The sequence below is a fragment of the Kineosporia mesophila genome (assembly GCF_021129235.1).
GTDB classification, from domain to species: domain Bacteria; phylum Actinomycetota; class Actinomycetes; order Actinomycetales; family Kineosporiaceae; genus Kineosporia; species Kineosporia mesophila.
Window position 1 is genome coordinate 67,455 of sequence record NZ_JAJOMA010000025.1, and the last position, 16,147, is coordinate 83,601.

Genomic DNA, 16,147 nt, shown 5'->3' on the forward strand with positions numbered 1-16,147 from the left:
CACCCAGGTGCTGTGCGCCGGCGGCGCGGTGGTGGATCTCAAGATCCGTTTCACCGCGCCGTCCGTCGTCGGCACGTCCAACCCGGGCACCGGGGTCACCTCGCTGGGCGGGGTGGCCCGCAACGTCGCGGAGAACCTGGCGGTGCTGGGTGTTCCCGTGAGCCTGCTGTCGGCCGTCGGTGACGACGCGCCGGGTGCGGTGCTGCTCGAGCTGTCCCGCGAGCGCGGCATCGGGACCGAGCACGTCGCCGTGCTGGCGGGCCGGACGACCGCGCAGTACGTGGCCCTGCTCGAACCCGGCGGTGATCTGACCATCGGCGCCGCCGCGATGGAGGTGCTCGACGGCATCACCGTCGAGCACCTGCGCTCCGCGTGGCCCCCGATGAAGGACGCGTGGGTCTTCTGCGACGGGAACCTCAGTTCCGCGGTGGTCGCCGAGGCCCTGGGCCGCGATCTGCCCGTGGTCTTCGACGCCGTCTCGACCCACAAGGTGATCCGGCTGCCGCGCGATCTGACCGGACTGACCCTGCTCAGCTGCAACCGTGACGAGGCCCGGGCCTGGCTGACGCACCACGGTCTGCCCGCCGATGACGACGATCCCGTGCTGGCCCGGCGCCTGCTCGACGCGGGAGCACAGTCCGTGCTGCTCACCCGCGGCGCCGACGGCGTGGTCGTGGCCGGTGACGGGGTGATGGTCCAGCTCCCGGCCGTCCCCGCCACCCCGATCGACGTGACCGGTGCCGGCGACGCGATGGTCGCGGGCACCCTGGCCGCCCTGGTCGAGGGCCTCGACCTGGTGAGTGCTGCGCACCGGGGTGCTCAGCGCGCGGCGAGAACGGTCGAGAGCGAGTTCAGCGTGCTCCCGCACCCCTGACCGCGAACCGCAGGTGACGCGCGTCCTCCATCGTGCGTCCTCAACCATTCGTGATCAGGCAGAGCGTCCCCGGAGTTCTGGATCTCCTGACTCCCGGAGACCTGGGGAAAGCCTTGGCACGACCCCGCCGGCGGGGGAGGATTCGTCGGGTGACCTCTTTCTCCGAGTTCGCCGGCCGTCACCCCTTTCTCGATGTCGGCGACGAGGTCGCCGCCGCCCTGTCGCAGGGAAAGGCCGTGGTGGCGCTGGAGTCGACGATCATCAGCCACGGCATGCCCTACCCGCAGAACCTGGCCACGGCCCGGGCCGTCGAGCAGGTCGTGCGTGAGCACGGCGCCGTGCCCGCCACCATCGCCCTGATCAGGGGCCGGCTGCGGGCGGGGCTGGACGACGCCGCGCTGGAGAACCTGGCCCGGCCCGGTGACGTGGCCAAGGCCTCCCGCCGCGACCTCGCCGCCCTGATCGCGACCGGGGCCACGGCGGGCACGACGGTCGCCGCCACGATGTACGTCGCGGCGCAGGCCGGTATCGGCGTCTTCGCCACGGGCGGCATCGGTGGTGTGCACCGGGGCGCCGACCAGACCTTCGACATCTCCGCCGACCTGATCGAGCTCGGCAGTACCCCGGTGACCGTGGTCTGCGCGGGGGCCAAGTCGATCCTCGACCTCCCGAAGACCCTGGAGGTGCTGGAGACGTACGGGGTGCCGGTGGTCGGCGTGGGCACGCACGAGTTCCCGGCGTTCTTCTCCCGCACCAGCGGCCTACCGGTCGCGCACCGCGTGGAGACGGCGGCCGACCTGGCCCGGCTCGTCGACGCGCAACGCCGGCTCGGCCTGGCGCAGGGAGTGCTGGTCGCCAACCCGATCCCTCAGGCCGATGCCCTGGCCCCGGACGAGATCGACGGCATCATCGAGCAGGCCCTGACCGACGCCGACGGGCAGGGCGTGACCGGCAAGGACGTGACGCCCTACCTGCTGGCCCGCGTCAGCGAACTCACCGGCGGGCGCAGCCTGACCGCCAATGTGGCTCTGATCCGCAACAACGCCGCGTTCGCCGCCGACCTGGCCGTCGAGGTGGCAGGCCTATCCGCAGCCCAGGTCCGCGGCGTCGCCGAGGGCCTTGACGTAGATCGGGATCCCGGCCGGTGACAGGTGGATGGTGTCGGCGCCGAACCAGGCGTCCGCCGTGCCGAGCGCGTGCTGGTCGGCCTGTGTGCCCCAGTCGTAGAAGGCCAGGCGCGGCTGGGACTCGGCGTTGGAGCGCAGCACCGCGTTGATCCGGGCCGCGGCTAGCTCGAACCGGTTGCCCCGGGGCGTGCCCGCGTACCTCTTGCCCTGGCTGGCCATGCTGACCAGCACGGTGCAGTGACCGTGCTGGGCCATTTCGTCGAGCGTCGCCTGCAACTTCGACAGGGTCCAGCTGAGCCGGACCTCGAACTGCGCGTCGTTGGGGGCGAGGCTGGCGTAGGTGGAGTCGTTCGTGCCCAGCGCCACGACCACGGTGCCGGCCTCCCGCAGCCCCCGCAGCTCGTCGAGCATGGTGCCGTTGGCCAGGTCCAGCGCGTCGGAGGTCTCCTGGGCGACCACCCAGCGGCGCCCACCCTGCCCGTCCACCTGCGGCCGCAGCCCCTCCGACGTCAGCCGGGACACCAGGGGTCCCGAGCCGGCGGTGCCGACCGTGGCCTGCGCGGTCGACGTGCTCGAGGGGGAGGGGGACTCCGTCGGCTCACCCGGGATCGGGGAGACCGTGGCCCCGGACGAGCCGAACTCGGTGCCGTTGGAGGGGATCAGCTGGGCGATCAGGCTGTCACCGACCACCGCGACCGACCCGCGACCGGCGGCGCCGGGCCCGTAGGCCGCGGCGTAGACCGTGCAGGCGCCGTCCGGGGTGACGAACCGCGGCGACAGCGAGGCCGAGATCGCGACCTGTGAGAGGCCGGACAGCGGGGCGGTCAGGGAGTGGTCCCAGGCGAAGTCGGTTCCGGCCACCTCGGCCGGGGCCTGGTTCCAGCGCAGCTGCCACTGGTCGGCGCCGCGGTCGGTCCAGGCGCCGTCGGGCAGCGTGCGCACCGCCATCGCGGTGGGCAGCACCCCGGTCCGGTCGGACACGGTCCACGACACCCGCCACTGCTGGTTCGCGGACGGGTCGGTGCAGGTGGACGAGCCGTTCTGGTCGGCCTGCGCGGGGTAGGTGGGCACCGGGTCGGGTGTCAGCCGCCGGACCCCGACCACCCCGGCGATGAGGGCGATCGCGACGAGCACGATCACGAAGAGGGCCGGACGGGTGAACGGGTGGTCGTGGGACGTCCGGGCCGGGCTGTTCCCCGGTTCGGCGTCGATCCACTCCTGCTGGGCCGGCACGCCCCTGAATGTAGAGGGGACGGGCGCGAGCGGGTAACGCACAGGGGCGGTGTGTCCGTCTCGGACGGGTAAAGAGTTGACTGCGGGCCCCGGAGAACTACCCGGCGGCGGGCCGCCGCCGCTGACCGTGACGCTCGGCGTTGCACCCGTGATCGGACGTGCCTATCGCGTAACCTCGCCACCATGGCGACCCGTACGTCCACATCTGGCGGCAGTTCGGCACGCTCGAATGCCTCCCGGAGTGCGTCGGGCCGGGGCCGCGGGACCGCTGCGTCCAAGGGCCGCACCACCAAGCCCCGGGCCACGTCGAAGACCACCACGAAGGCCGCGGCGAAGCCGGCCGCCCGGGGCACCACGAGGGCGCCGGCCCGGCGCACCGCCGCGTCCCGCCCGTCCCTCCCCTTCCGGATGGTCCGCAGCGTCTACCTGGGCGTCGCGCATCTGATCGGTGGGGGAGCCCGGGCCGTCGGGCAGGGCGCCCGGGACCTCGATCCGGACCACCGGCGCGACGGCGTCGGCTTCATCCTCGTCGCCGCCGCGATCGTGGTCGCCTCGCGGGAATGGTGGGGCCTGCCGGGGAACCTGGGCGTGGCCGTACACGCGGTCGCCGCCGGCACCGTCGGCAAGGTCGCGCTGGTCCTGCCGATCCTCCTGCTGATCGGCGGCTGGCTGGTGATGCGCCGCCCCGACGAGATGGCCTCGGTGCACCGGATGGCGATCGGCACCACCGCGATCGTCGTCTCCGCCACCGGCCTGACCCACCTGGCCTCCGGCCTGCCCAGCCCCTCCGACGGGGCGCGGGAGATGCGCGGCGCCGGCGGCATGATCGGCTACCTGGCCTCCGCTCCGCTGAACGCCGGGGTGAGCGCCTGGGCCGCCGTGCCGATCCTGTTGCTGCTCGCGTTCTTCGGCATCCTCGTCGTCACCGCCACTCCCGTCTACGCCATCCCGGAACGCCTGCGGTACGTGCACGACATGCTCACCGGGATGGGCACGGACGAGGACGTGCACCACCGCAACCGCCGTAACCGCCGTTTCGACGACGAGGGCCCCCTGCACGGCGACGAGGCCTACGCGACACCTCTCCTGAAACCCGACGACGAGGAAGAACCCCAGCCCGCCCGCGTCCGCAAGAACAAGGCGCAGCGCGTCTTCGACGTCGATGCCGCGGAACAGGCCGACCGGGACCGTGACGTCAACGAGGTGGACCTGCAGGATCTGCTCGACGCGGGCCGGGGAACCCCTCTCAAGAAGCCCCCACCTCCGCCGCCCCCGCCGGTCGAGCGCACCCAGCCGGTCCCCGTCGCCCCGGTGCCCTCCACCCCGCCCGAGCCCCCGGAGACCACCCAGCTGCCCGGCCGGGTGGAGCAGTTGCTGCTCGCGGGCGACGTGACCTATCACCTGCCGCCCTCGGACATCCTCAGCGCCGGCCCGCCGCCGAAGGAGCGGAGCGAGGCGAACGACAAGGTGGTCGAGTCGCTGACCCGGGTGTTCGAGGACTTCGGCATCGACGCGCACGTCACCGGCTTCAGCCGGGGCCCGACGGTGACCCGGTACGAGGTCGAGGTCGGCCAGGCCGTGAAGGTCGAGAAGGTCACGGCGCTCAGCAAGAACATCTCCTACGCGGTGGCCAGCGCCGACGTGCGCATCCTGTCGCCGATCCCGGGTAAGTCGGCGATCGGCATCGAGATCCCGAACACCGACCGCGAGACGGTGGCGCTCGGCGACGTGCTGCGCAGCCAGACGGCGCGGCGCTCCGAGCACCCGATGGTGATGGGCGTGGGCAAGGACGTCGAGGGCGGCTTCGTCATCGCGAACCTCGCCAAGATGCCCCACCTCCTGGTGGCCGGGGCCACCGGCGCCGGTAAGTCGTCCTTCGTGAACTCGATGATCACGTCGTTGCTCATGCGCTCGACACCGGACGAGGTCCGGATGGTGCTGGTCGACCCCAAACGGGTCGAGCTGACCGCCTACGAGGGCATCCCGCACCTGATCACGCCGATCATCACCAACCCCAAGAAGGCCGCCGAGGCCCTGCAGTGGGTGGTGAAGGAGATGGACACCCGCTACGACGACCTGTCGGCGTTCGGGTTCAAGCACATCGACGACTTCAACAAGGCCATCCGCAACAACAGCGTGGTGCTCCCGCCCGGCAGCGACCGCGCGCTCCAGCCCTATCCCTACCTGCTGGTGGTGGTGGACGAGCTCGCCGACCTGATGATGGTCGCTCCGCGTGACGTCGAAGACGCCATCGTCCGCATCACTCAGCTCGCCCGGGCTGCCGGTATCCATCTGGTGCTGGCCACCCAGCGGCCCTCGGTCGACGTCGTCACCGGTCTCATCAAGGCCAACGTGCCGAGCCGGATGGCCTTCGCGACCAGCTCGGTCACCGACTCCCGGGTGGTGCTCGACCAGCCCGGCGCGGAGAAGCTGATCGGTCAGGGTGACGGTCTCTTCCTGCCGATGGGCGCGTCGAAGCCGATGCGCGTGCAGGGTGCTTGGGTCACCGAGAGTGAGATCGAGCGGGTTGTCGAGCATGTGAAGGAACAGCTCCAGCCGGTCTATCGTGAAGACGTGGCCGTCGTGGCGGTGCGCAGGGAGATCGACGAGGACATCGGTGACGATCTTGAGTTGCTGCTCGCGGCTGCCGAACTCATCGTCACCTCCCAGTTCGGGTCGACCTCGATGCTTCAGCGCAAGCTGCGGGTCGGGTTCGCGAAGGCGGGCCGGCTGATGGATCTGCTGGAGTCCCGTGGCGTAGTGGGACCGAGTGAGGGCAGCAAAGCTCGTGACGTCCTGGTGAAACCTGACGATCTTCCTGGCACGCTGGCCCTTATTCGGGGGGAGACCCCGCCGGATGACGATGCCGGGCGGGTAGAAGATCTATGGGAACCAGGTATGGATGATGATTGATGACATGGGCGACGACGCCCCCCCTTCGGTGGACGACCTGATTCCGGGCGGCACCGAGCTTGATCTTCTGGTGTGGGACGCACCCAACATCGACATGACGCTCTCGAACGTGATCGGCGGCCGTCCCTCGGCGCAGTCCCGGCCCCGGTTCGACGCGGTGGCGAAGTGGCTGCTGGCGCAGGCGGGTGAGCGTGAGGTCGAGGGTGCGGTGTTCGCCAACGTGCCGCCCGGAGGTGCCGCGACCATGCGGGGCTGGGTCGAGGCCATCCGCTCGTTCGGTTACGCCGTCTTCGCCCGGCCCAAGCTGGGCCCGCTCGACGACGTGGACGCCGACATGCTGGCCCACATCGCCGAGCGCCACCGCACGCACCGGCTGCGCCGTCTGGTCGTGGCCAGCGGTGACGGGCGGAACTTCAACGAGCCGCTCGAAGAGCTGGCCCGTGAGGGTGTCGACGTCACGGTGCTGTCGTTCGTCGAGGTCGCGGGCTACGCCCAGGAGTCCGACGTGATCCGGTTCGTCGATCTGGAGGACGTGCCCGGCGCGTTCACCACCCCGCTCCCGCGGGTGCGGCTCGACAACCTGCCCGCCGGTGGTGCGTGGCTCCAGCCGACCCGTTCGATGCGGTCTCTGCTCAGCGAGAACGCCTGATCAACCACAGATTGAGGACGCGCTGACCGGCGCCCGCACGAGGGTGGACGCCGGTGGTGGTGCAGTTCGGAGGGCCCCGGTCGGGACGACCGGGGCCCTCCGGCGCTCACCGGCGTTCAGGAGGTATCCGGGGCGCATCTGACCAGGGCAGAACCGCGACCCCGAAACGGCCAGTAGTCTGTGGGCGTGGTTGCCCCTCGTTCCAACACCCGCTCCGTCGCACTGGTCACTCTGGGATGCGCCCGGAACGAGGTCGATTCGGAGGAATTGGCCGGCCGCCTGGCAGCAGCCGGGTGGGAGCTCGTCGACGACGCCGAGAATGCCGACGTCGCGGTGGTCAACACCTGCGGCTTCGTCGAGCAGGCGAAGAAGGACTCCATCGATGTGCTGATGGAGGCCGCCGAGCTGAAAGACAGCCCCGCCCGTACGAAGGCCGTGGTGGCCGTGGGCTGTATGGCCGAGCGCTACGGCGAGCAGCTGGCCGACTCGCTGCCCGAGGCCGACGCGGTGCTGGGCTTCGATTCCTACGCCGACCTCTCCAGTCACCTCGACGCGATCCTGCACGGTGAGAAGCCGAAGTCGCACGTGCCGGTCGACCGGCGCACGCTGCTGCCGCTGACGCCGTCCGCGCGCTCCGCCGCCAACGTGGCCGTGCCCGGGCACAGCTCCGACCCGGTGATCATCGACGACCTGCCGACCGGCCTGGCGCCGGTCAGTGGCCCGCGGGTCATCCGCCGTCGGCTCGACGGTCGTCCCTGGTCCCCGCTGAAGCTGGCCTCCGGCTGCGACCGGCGGTGCACGTTCTGCGCCATCCCGGCCTTCCGCGGCGCCTTCCTCTCACGCCGCCCGGCCGAGGTGGTCAACGAGGCCCGCTGGCTGGCCGAGCAGGGCGTCAAGGAGCTGTTCCTGGTCAGCGAGAACTCGACCTCCTACGGCAAGGACCTCGGTGACCTGCGGCTGCTCGAGACGATGCTGCCCGAGCTGGCGGCCATCGACGGCATCGACCGGGTGCGCGTGTCCTACCTGCAGCCCGCCGAGCTGCGTCCCGGCCTGATCGACGCGATCGCGGCCACCGAGGGTGTGGCGCCCTACTTCGACATCTCGTTCCAGCACTCGGCCAACACCGTGCTGCGCCGCATGCGCCGCTTCGGCAGCACCGGCGACTTCACCACCCTGTTGCGCGGCATCCGCGAGCGCAGTCCGCAGGCCGGCATCCGCTCCAACGTGATCGTCGGTTTCCCGGGTGAGACCGAGGCCGAGTTCGAGGAGCTCGCGGGCTTCCTCACGCAGGCCCGGCTCGACGTGGTCGGCGTGTTCGGCTACTCCGACGAGGACGGCACCGAGGCGGCCACGCTCGAGGGCAAGCTGCCCGACGAGGAGATCGCCGCCCGGGTCGCGCACATCACCGGCCTGGTCGAGGAGCTCACCGCCCAGCGGGCGGAGGAGCGCATCGGCGAGCGGGTGCGGGTGCTGATCGAGGGCGTGGACGAGGACGACCCGGACACGGTCGTCGGCCGGGCCGCCCATCAGGGCCCGGAGGTCGACGGTCAGATGCTGCTGCCGGGCGTGAAGGCTTCACCGGGCGACTGGATCGACGCCGTGGTCACCGAGTCCCTGGGTGTCGACCTGATCGCGGTCCCGGCCGACGATGCGGTCACGTCCGCCACTTCTGCCTCGGTGATCTCAGCAGGGTGAGCGCCACGACCACGGCGCCCAGCAACTGGAACATCGCCAATGCGCTGACGGGGCTGCGCATCGTGCTGGTGCCGTTCTTCGCCGTGCTGATGCTGCACGAAGACGGGCAGCAGACCAGCTGGCGGATCGCGGCCACCGTGGCCTTCGCCGCTGCGATCATCACCGATCGCATCGACGGGGACCTGGCGCGCAGCCGTGGTCTGGTCACCGACCTGGGCAAGATCGCCGACCCGATCGCCGACAAGGCCCTGATCGGTGCCGCGCTGATCTCGCTGTCGATCATCGGGTCGCTGTGGTGGTGGGTGACGGTGATCGTGCTCGTGCGCGAGCTCGGCATCACGATCATGCGGTTCTTCATGATCCGGTACGGCGTGATGGCGGCCTCGAGGGGCGGCAAGGTGAAGACGGTCGCCCAGTCGGTCGCGATCCTGCTGATGATCTGCCCGCTGCCCGACGCGGTGGAGCCGGTGTCGTTCGCCGCCATGGGCATCGCCGTCGCCCTGACGATGATCACCGGGCTGGACTACGTGTTCCAGGCCATGCGCCTGCGACGGGCCGGACGGCCGTCCTGACCGGCGTCACAGCTGCGGATGTCGACCGGGCCGCGGCCCGGATCGTTTCAGCCCTCAGCGAACAGGGGCGAACCCTGGCGGTCGCCGAATCCCTCACCGGGGGCCTGGTCTCGGCTTCTCTGGTGGCGGTTCCGGGTGCGTCGGCGGTGCTGCGCGGGGCTGTCGTCGCTTACGCAACTGAGGTCAAGAAAGACGTCCTGAGGGTCGATCCGGATCTGCTCTCGGCGAAAGGCCCGGTCGATCCGGACGTCGCGGCGCAGATGGCAACCGGTGTCCGGCGCCTGCTGAAGGCCGATATCGGCATCGCCACGACCGGCGTCGCGGGGCCCGGGCCGGCCGACGGGGCACCCGCCGGACGGGTCTTCGTGGCCGTCGCCGGCCACCCGTCCGGTGATCATGAACCTGCGACTGATCAGCACTTTTACCCAGTCGTAGGTCACGACGGGGTCACGGCGCGGGTGGTCCGGCTCGACCTGCCCGGCGATCGCCCGGCTGTGCGGCTGGGCAGCGCCCTCCGGGTGCTCGAACTCCTCGCCGACGCCGTCGGCTGAGACGGGCCCGGCGGCGCCACACCGGGTGCCTTTCGTCAAGAGCCCATCAAAGATGAGTCGGGTAGCCTCAACCCCGGAACACCACGGCCTCGTCTGCCGTTGATGCTCACATGTCGCCAGCTGCCAACCGGTCCGAAAGCGCTGTCTCGGCACGCGCAGTTCGGACTCCTACGCGACCGTTGTCGGTGCCGCGGGGTACGGTAAAACCACCACGACGTCCATCGGCCGGTCCCCACGATCCGCGCACGCTGAACGACCGGGGTACAGAACAGTCCGTCAAGACGAACGGACGCCGGACTGTCGGCCACACGGTCGTAACGGTTCGGGGGCAAGATGGTGTCAACACCGTCGAGTCCCGTCTTCCGGGCGGGGCGCCGAGGGTAGGACCACAGAAAGGAGGGCGCGCCATGGTGCTTCTACGGCAGGAGATCGGCGACGTGCTCCGTGATGCCAGGCGCCAGCAGGGTCGCACTCTGCGAGAGGTGTCATCGGTGGCCCGTGTCTCCCTCGGCTATTTGAGCGAGGTCGAGCGCGGACAGAAGGAAGCGTCGTCCGAACTGTTGGCCTCGATCTGCGGAGCGCTCGCCGTTCCGCTGTCCTCGGTGCTGCACGAGGTGAGTGAACGGGTCGCCGCGGCCGAGAGCCTGGTGCCCGCCGCCGTCCGCGTGCCCGACACCGTTCCCGACGGGCTGGCCGACGAGCTGGCCGGAGCCGCATAAACCCAGAGCTTTGCCAACGGCACTGTCCCCGGACCACAGGGTCCGGGGACAGTGCCGTTTTCGTCGGTGGCCAGGTTCGCCGCACCGCAGGCTGCCTCTGTGCTGCCTGGCCCACCTTGCCTGATCACGCACAGGGGGAAGCGGTCAGAGGCGCTGGGTGGACCGGGGTTGTCGGGGTAGGTCGTCGGGGCGTTCTGCCGGCTCCGGGCCTTCGTTCGTGTCCGTGCTGACGTCCGGGTCATCGCCCACACCGAGCAGGACGACCGCCCCGGCACTGATCAGCAGACCGAGAACCGTCGAGATCCTCAGCGGCTGACCGAACATCGGCACCGCCCACAGGGCCGTGGCCCCGGGCGTCAGGTAGAGCAGGACGCTGGCGCGGGCCGCCCCGTCGCGGGCGGTGACGAGGTAGTAGAGGCAGTAGCTGCCGATGCCGGCCGCGACCGACCAGGCCACGGCCATCCAGAAGCCCACGGTCAGGGGAGGCGTCAGGTGGCCCGCGCCGGCGGCGTAGACGGTGAAGAAGCCCGCGGTGAAAACGGCCTGCACGGCCAGGGTCTGCATGAGCGGCGGGGTGGGCGGCGCCGACCAGTGTTGCTGCAGCAGGGTTCCGGCGGTCAGGGCCAGCATGGCCAGCAGGGGCAGGAGCAGGGCCACCCCGGAGACCCCGGCGCGCAGGTCCCCGGCCGCGGTCAGCGCCACTCCGGCGGTCCCCAGCACCAGTCCGGCCAGATGCCGGACCTGAAGCCTCTGCGCGTTCAGCAGGACAGCGGCTGTGAACACCAGAGCCGGTTGCAGCGCGGCGATCAGGGCCGAGGTGCCGGCCGGAACCCCGGCCGAGGCGGCCCAGAAGACGCCGCCCAGATAGAGACACTGGCACAGCAGCGAGAGCACGGCCTGGCGGATCCATTCCTGCCGGTCCAGGCGGGTGGCGGCGCGCAGGGCCCAGGGCAGCAGGACGACCGCAGTCACCAGGCAGCGCCAGGTCAGCAGCGTGTCCGGGGCGGCGTGCCGCGCTCCGAGCTCGGCCCCGATGAAGCCCGAACTCCACACCGCGACGATGGCGGAGCCACGCAGCGCAGCGTTCGACAGAGGGTTTCCGATAGCCATGGCGGCAGGTAACCACACCGGTCGGTATACTCGCAGTGCACCGACGACGAGGAGAACTCCTGTGCTGCAGATACCCACGACCCTCGACGAGACCACGCCGGCCTCGCTACGTCCGGTGCTGACGCCGATGCCGGTGATGACCCAGGCGGGCACGCGGCTTCTGGATGCGGCGGGTGATCTCTTCTACGACCGCGGGGTGCGGGCCGTTGGGGTGGACCTGATCGCCGAGACCGCCGGCACAACGAAGAAAACCCTCTACGACCGGTTCGGCTCCAAGGACGCGCTCGTGCGGCTGTACCTGCTGCAACGGGCCGGCCGCTGGCGCGAGCACCTGCTGGCCCGGCTCGAGAGCGCTCCCGCAGACAGCGAGTCCCAGGTGCTGACGGTCTTCGACGTGCTGGAGGCATGGATGGGACCCCAGCGACGCGGCTGCGCCTTCGTCAATGCCTATGCCGAACTCGGCGACACCGACCACCCCGCCGTCCCCGTCATCCGCGCCGAGAAAGCCTGGATGCGCACCCTGTTCGACATACTCACCGGTGACCCGGTCCTCGGCGGCCACCTGCACCTGCTCTACGAGGGCACCCTCGTCCTCCTCACCGCTGGCGCGAATCCGCAAGCGGTGCCGGAGGGCCGAGCCGCAGCCCGGTCAGCGATGGCAGCCCACCACCACCCCTGACCCTTCCCCCCTCCTTGTTCGTGATCATGCAAAATCTCCCCGGAGTTCTAGAACTCTCACTCAGGGAGTTCTAGAACTCGGGGAAGATTTTGCATGATCACGGAGGGGTGGGTGCCTGGCTCGGGGAACCGGTGGCAGGCCGGGGACTGCGTGGTCACGAGGGGAGCGTTCACCGCACGAGCTGACCTGATCAGCGGCGGTAGGGCGCCCGGCCGGGCCGGCGGGCGGCGGAACGCACGCCGGGGCCGTCGCGACGGACCGCACCCAAGGGGCGCCGTGCGCGTCCATCATCGGTAGGGACGACCCCCGGCTGGCAGTGGGGACACCAGAAGATCGGTCGGTCGGTCGGGGGCTCGCCCAGCGGGGCGACCCGGATCGTGGTGCCGCAGCGACGGCAGGGCCGGCCCGAGCGGGCGTGCACGTACGCTTCCTGCCCCTTGCGCGCATTGCCGGTGGTGACCTGGGTGGCGCGGTCGACGTTCACCGTCATCAACCGGTGTGCCATCTGCACGAGTTCGGGGAGCCGGGTGACCTCGGCGGTCGGCGTCCAGGGATTCACGCCCCGCAGGAAAGCCGCCTCACTCATGAAGAACGTGCCGATCCCGGCGATCACCCGCTGGTCGAGCAGCACCAGGCCGATTTCTCGTTGTCCCTGGTCGCGCACGCGTTGCGTGGCAATGGCGGTGTCCCAGCCGGGCGCGAGGATGTCCAGGCCCAGATGGCCGACCAGCGTGTGCTCGCGGTCGGTGGCGACCAGATCCATCATGCCGAGGTGGTGGCCGATCGCCGTCCACTCCGGGTTGGCCAGGATCGCCCGGATCTCGTGCTCGGTGCGCGCCTGTCGCCACGGTTCGCCGGTGCGGTGGACGTGCCACGAGCCCTCCATCCGCAGATGGCTGTGCAGCGTGGCGTTCTGCTCCAGGCGCATGAGCAGGTGCTTCCCGGTAGCCACGACCTCGAGCACCTCGAGCCCGACCAGGTTCTCGTCGGCGAGGGAGGGCCAGCGCAGGTCGGCGGTGATCAGCTTCCGCCCGGCCAGTGCGGCGTGCAGCCGGCGCGCGGTCCGCAGCACCACATCACCTTCGGGCATCCGCCCAGCATGCCCGCAGGTTCCGGGTGCGTCGTGCCGACGTGGCCGGGGGAATATCAACAAGGAGTGTTGTACAAGAAATCTTGTGGAAGTACCATGATCTCATGGCGCGGTCTAGTGAGCGGGATGAACAGGGGACGCCCCGGGAGGCTGGGGCGCACGAGGTCACCGTGTCCGGTGAGGGCGGCGGGGAATTGAGGACGCCCCCCACCAGGTCGGTGGGCGGTCCCGTCCCGGAGTCGGGAGGCACGGCGGAAACGCCCCGCTCCGGAGCCGGCACGGTCAACCTCAGTGACCCGAAAGCGATGCGGGCGCTGGCTCATCCGCTCCGGATCGCGGTGCTCGGCGAGCTGCGGGTGCGGGGGCCGCAGAGCGTGGGCATGCTCGGCGACCTGCTCGACGAGGCTCCCGGATCGATCAGCTATCACGTGGGCAAGCTGGCCCAGTTCGGGTTCGTCGAAGAGGCGCCCGAGCTGGCGCGTGATCGGCGCGAGCGCTGGTGGAGGGCCTCGCACACGCACACCTCGTGGTCGCCGGCCGAAGACCTGAAAGACCCCGAAAGGCTGCTGGCCTCGGGGGCTCTGCGCCGGACGATCGCGCAGCGCTACGCCCAGACCTTCGACCAGTACCTGACCGCGGAGCCGGCGATGGCCCCGGACTGGGTGGCCGCCGCGACCACCGGGGACTCGTTCCTGCACCTGACCCTCGAGCAAATGCGTGAACTGCAGGACGAGCTCAACGGTCTGGTGGGGCGCTGGGAGGAGAAGGCGGCCCAAGGTGCCCAGGACGGGACGGAGACGGTCATCCTCATCTACCAGCTCTTCCGGAGGCCGGAATGACGCTCGGGACGAAGCGCGCCACACCGCTCTTCGCGCTCTATGCGGCGCACACGATCTCGCTGACCGGCAACATGATCACGCTGATCTCGCTGCCTCTCTACGTGCTCGCGCGCACCGGGTCGGCCTCTGCCACCGGGGTCGCGGGCGTGGTCGCGACGCTGCCCATCGTGCTGGGCGATCTGTTCGGCGGGGCGGTGGTCGACCGGCTCGGCTACCGGCGGGCGAGCATCCTCACCGATGTGTTCGGCGGCAGCATGATCGCGATGGTGCCGCTGCTGCACGTGAGTGTCGGCATTCCGCTGTGGGCGGTGTTCGCGTTCGCCTTCGTCGGATCCCTGGTCGACGCGCCGGGGCAGACCGCACGCCGGGCCCTGCTGCCCGACGTCGCCCAGGAGGCCGGTGTTCCCCTGGAACGCGCCGTCGGCTGGATGGAGGCGGCCGAGCGCGGGGCCCGGTTGCTCGGGGCACCCGCGGCCGGCTTCCTGGTCGTGGTGCTGGGTTCCCTGGAGGCCCTCTTCGTCGACACTGCCACGTTCCTCGTCTCGGCGCTGCTCGTGGCCCGCCTCGTGACCTTCCGGACAACAATGGTGGACGCCCACGAGGACGCGGTTCCCTCGTCCACCATCAGTGCGGGGCCGGTGGACGAGGGCTACTGGAGAGGCCTGAAGGAAGGGCTGGTGTTTCTCGTCCACGACCGGTTGCTGCGGGCCATCGTGCTCCTCGTCGTGGTCACGAATCTCTTCGACGCCGCGAGCAGCACCGTGCTGATGCCGGTCTACGCGCAACGGGAGCTCGGGGGAGCGGTCGCGCTCGGCCTGCTGATCGGGGCCATGGGCGGTGGGGCCATGGTCGGATCGCTGCTGTTCGGGGTGATCGGTCATCGGCTGCCGCGACGGCCCACCCTCGTCATTGCCTTCACCCTGGCCGGCGGACCGGTGTTCCTGGCACTGGCGGCCGGGGTGCCGTTCTGGATGCTGCTCGTGGTGAAGGCCCTGGCCGGGCTCAGTGCCGGGGCGGTCAACCCGATCCTCGGCACCGTGGAGCTGGAACGCATCCCGCCCCGGATGCGGGCCCGGGTGTTCGGCCTGGTCGGCGCCGGATGCTGGGCCGGGATGCCGCTCGGCAGCCTGTTCGCGGGGTTCGCCGTCGATCACGCGGGGCTGCGCCCGACCCTGGTCTTCATCGGCATCTTCTACATCGTCATGACTCTCCAGCCCCTGCGGGGCGGTGCCTGGCGGGAGATGGATCGTCAGATCCCGGCGGTCCCGGAACTCCAGCCTGTCATCGGGAAGGTCGAGGTCCAGGACCTGTCCTGTGGCCCGGCCGCAGGCCCGGACGGCCGCTTGCGGTCGCCCTCCGTGCGGTGCTGTACTGACGCTCGCACGAAGTAATTGAGTTCTCAAGTATGGAGAAGATCATGAAGATCGGCATCATCGTCGGATCCATCCGTGACGGCGCGCGGCGCAGCGAGTCGATCGCCAAGTGGGTGCTGTCGGCGACCGACGGGCGTACCGACGCGCAGTTCGAGCTGATCGACCTGAAGGCGTTCGACGTGCCGCTGCTGACCTCGCCCGTGGTCCCGGCCGCGGCCGGCAGGCAGTACGAGTCGGAGAACGTGCGCCGCTGGAGCGCCGCCATCGACGCCTGCGACGGGTACGTCTTCGTGACGCCCGAGTACAACCACAGCGTCCCGGGCGCCTTCAAGAACGCCGTCGACTCGCTCGGGTCGGAATGGGCCGGCAAGCCCGTCGGTTTCGTCTCCTTCGGGGCCGACGGGGGCATCCGCGCCGTCGAGCACTGGCGCCAGATCGTGGCGAACTTTCACATGGTCGACGTGCGGGCCCAGGTGGCGTTCTCGATGTTCTTCGACGTCGAGGGGAGCACCCAGGAGTTCGCCCCGCTGGAGCGCCGTCAGGGTGAGATCCAGGGGCTGCTCGACCAGCTCGTCGCATCCGTGAAGCTGCACGCGCAGTCCCCGGCCTGATCAGCCCGCAGGGCTGAACGCTGTCACCGGCCCGGTCGGCCGGCGCCGGGAGGGGCTTCTCCGGCCGGCCGCCTCTGCGTGATCGTGCCCGTCCTGCTGGCGATCCCTGGGC

Annotated in this window: 15 protein-coding genes; 12 read left to right on the forward strand and 3 right to left on the reverse strand. The window is 70.5% G+C overall.

Going from position 1 to position 16,147, the window contains the following annotated elements; all coding sequences use genetic code 11:
* Positions 1–7: 7 nt before the first annotated feature.
* On the forward strand, positions 8–874 hold the full coding sequence (locus LR393_RS27950; protein ID WP_231487879.1) for a carbohydrate kinase family protein: 867 nt from the start codon (positions 8–10) through the stop codon (positions 872–874).
* 149 nt (positions 875–1,023) lie between these two features.
* The gene (locus LR393_RS27955; protein ID WP_231487880.1) at positions 1,024–2,022 is read left to right on the forward strand and encodes a pseudouridine-5'-phosphate glycosidase; all 999 of its coding nucleotides are present in this window, start codon (positions 1,024–1,026) and stop codon (positions 2,020–2,022) included.
* Here LR393_RS27955 and LR393_RS27960 read toward each other — a convergent pair.
* The gene (locus tag LR393_RS27960) at positions 1,957–3,234 is read right to left on the reverse strand and encodes an SGNH/GDSL hydrolase family protein (RefSeq protein WP_231487881.1); all 1,278 of its coding nucleotides are present in this window, start codon (positions 3,232–3,234) and stop codon (positions 1,957–1,959) included. The two genes, LR393_RS27955 and LR393_RS27960, sit on opposite strands and share 66 nt — an antisense overlap.
* 183 nt (positions 3,235–3,417) lie before the next feature.
* On the opposite strand from LR393_RS27960, the gene LR393_RS27965 reads away from it, so the two are divergent.
* From LR393_RS27965 to LR393_RS27990, 6 genes are all read left to right on the forward strand, one after another.
* Positions 3,418–6,147, forward strand: a complete 2,730-nt coding sequence (locus LR393_RS27965; RefSeq protein WP_231487882.1) for an FtsK/SpoIIIE family DNA translocase — start codon at positions 3,418–3,420, stop codon at positions 6,145–6,147.
* A 4-nt stretch (positions 6,148–6,151) separates the two neighbouring features.
* On the forward strand, positions 6,152–6,796 hold the full coding sequence (locus tag LR393_RS27970; RefSeq protein WP_231487883.1) for an NYN domain-containing protein: 645 nt from the start codon (positions 6,152–6,154) through the stop codon (positions 6,794–6,796).
* Positions 6,797–6,982: 186 nt separating this feature from the next.
* Positions 6,983–8,491: a 30S ribosomal protein S12 methylthiotransferase RimO gene (rimO, locus tag LR393_RS27975; RefSeq protein WP_231487884.1), complete on the forward strand. Its 1,509-nt coding sequence runs from the start codon at positions 6,983–6,985 to the stop codon at positions 8,489–8,491.
* Positions 8,488–9,063: a CDP-diacylglycerol--glycerol-3-phosphate 3-phosphatidyltransferase gene (gene pgsA, locus LR393_RS27980; RefSeq protein ID WP_231487885.1), complete on the forward strand. Its 576-nt coding sequence runs from the start codon at positions 8,488–8,490 to the stop codon at positions 9,061–9,063. Before rimO ends, pgsA begins: the two co-directional genes overlap by 4 nt.
* Positions 9,064–9,104: 41 nt before the next feature.
* The gene (locus LR393_RS27985; protein WP_331283003.1) at positions 9,105–9,614 is read left to right on the forward strand and encodes a CinA family protein; all 510 of its coding nucleotides are present in this window, start codon (positions 9,105–9,107) and stop codon (positions 9,612–9,614) included.
* Between the two features lie 407 nt (positions 9,615–10,021).
* A complete protein-coding gene (locus LR393_RS27990; protein ID WP_231487886.1) occupies positions 10,022–10,333 on the forward strand; it encodes a helix-turn-helix domain-containing protein in 312 nt (103 codons plus the stop codon).
* Between the two features lie 144 nt (positions 10,334–10,477).
* Here the strand turns inward: LR393_RS27990 and LR393_RS27995 are convergent, their stop codons facing one another.
* Positions 10,478–11,443 (reverse strand): DMT family transporter, encoded by a 966-nt coding sequence (locus LR393_RS27995; protein ID WP_231487887.1) that lies wholly within the window; start codon positions 11,441–11,443, stop codon positions 10,478–10,480.
* Positions 11,444–11,504: 61 nt separating this feature from the next.
* Here LR393_RS27995 and LR393_RS28000 point away from each other — a divergent pair, with 61 nt between their 5' ends.
* Complete coding sequence (locus LR393_RS28000; RefSeq protein ID WP_231487888.1) at positions 11,505–12,122, forward strand: TetR/AcrR family transcriptional regulator; 618 nt, start codon at positions 11,505–11,507, stop codon at positions 12,120–12,122.
* A 190-nt stretch (positions 12,123–12,312) separates the two neighbouring features.
* Here LR393_RS28000 and LR393_RS28005 read toward each other — a convergent pair whose 3' ends face one another.
* Positions 12,313–13,212, reverse strand: a complete 900-nt coding sequence (locus tag LR393_RS28005; RefSeq protein ID WP_231487889.1) for a DNA-formamidopyrimidine glycosylase family protein — start codon at positions 13,210–13,212, stop codon at positions 12,313–12,315.
* Between the two features lie 104 nt (positions 13,213–13,316).
* On the opposite strand from LR393_RS28005, the gene LR393_RS28010 reads away from it, so the two are divergent.
* The 3 genes from LR393_RS28010 to LR393_RS28020 are packed head-to-tail and all read left to right on the forward strand — an operon-like array spanning position 13,317 to position 16,035.
* Entirely contained in the window at positions 13,317–14,051 is a 735-nt protein-coding gene (locus LR393_RS28010) for an ArsR/SmtB family transcription factor (protein ID WP_231487890.1), read from the forward strand.
* Positions 14,048–15,442, forward strand: a complete 1,395-nt coding sequence (locus LR393_RS28015) for an MFS transporter (protein WP_231487891.1) — start codon at positions 14,048–14,050, stop codon at positions 15,440–15,442. Before LR393_RS28010 ends, LR393_RS28015 begins: the two co-directional genes overlap by 4 nt.
* A gap of 26 nt (positions 15,443–15,468) precedes the next feature.
* Positions 15,469–16,035, forward strand: coding sequence for an NADPH-dependent FMN reductase (locus LR393_RS28020; RefSeq protein WP_231487892.1), 567 nt, complete (start codon positions 15,469–15,471; stop codon positions 16,033–16,035).
* Positions 16,036–16,147: the final 112 nt, after the last annotated feature.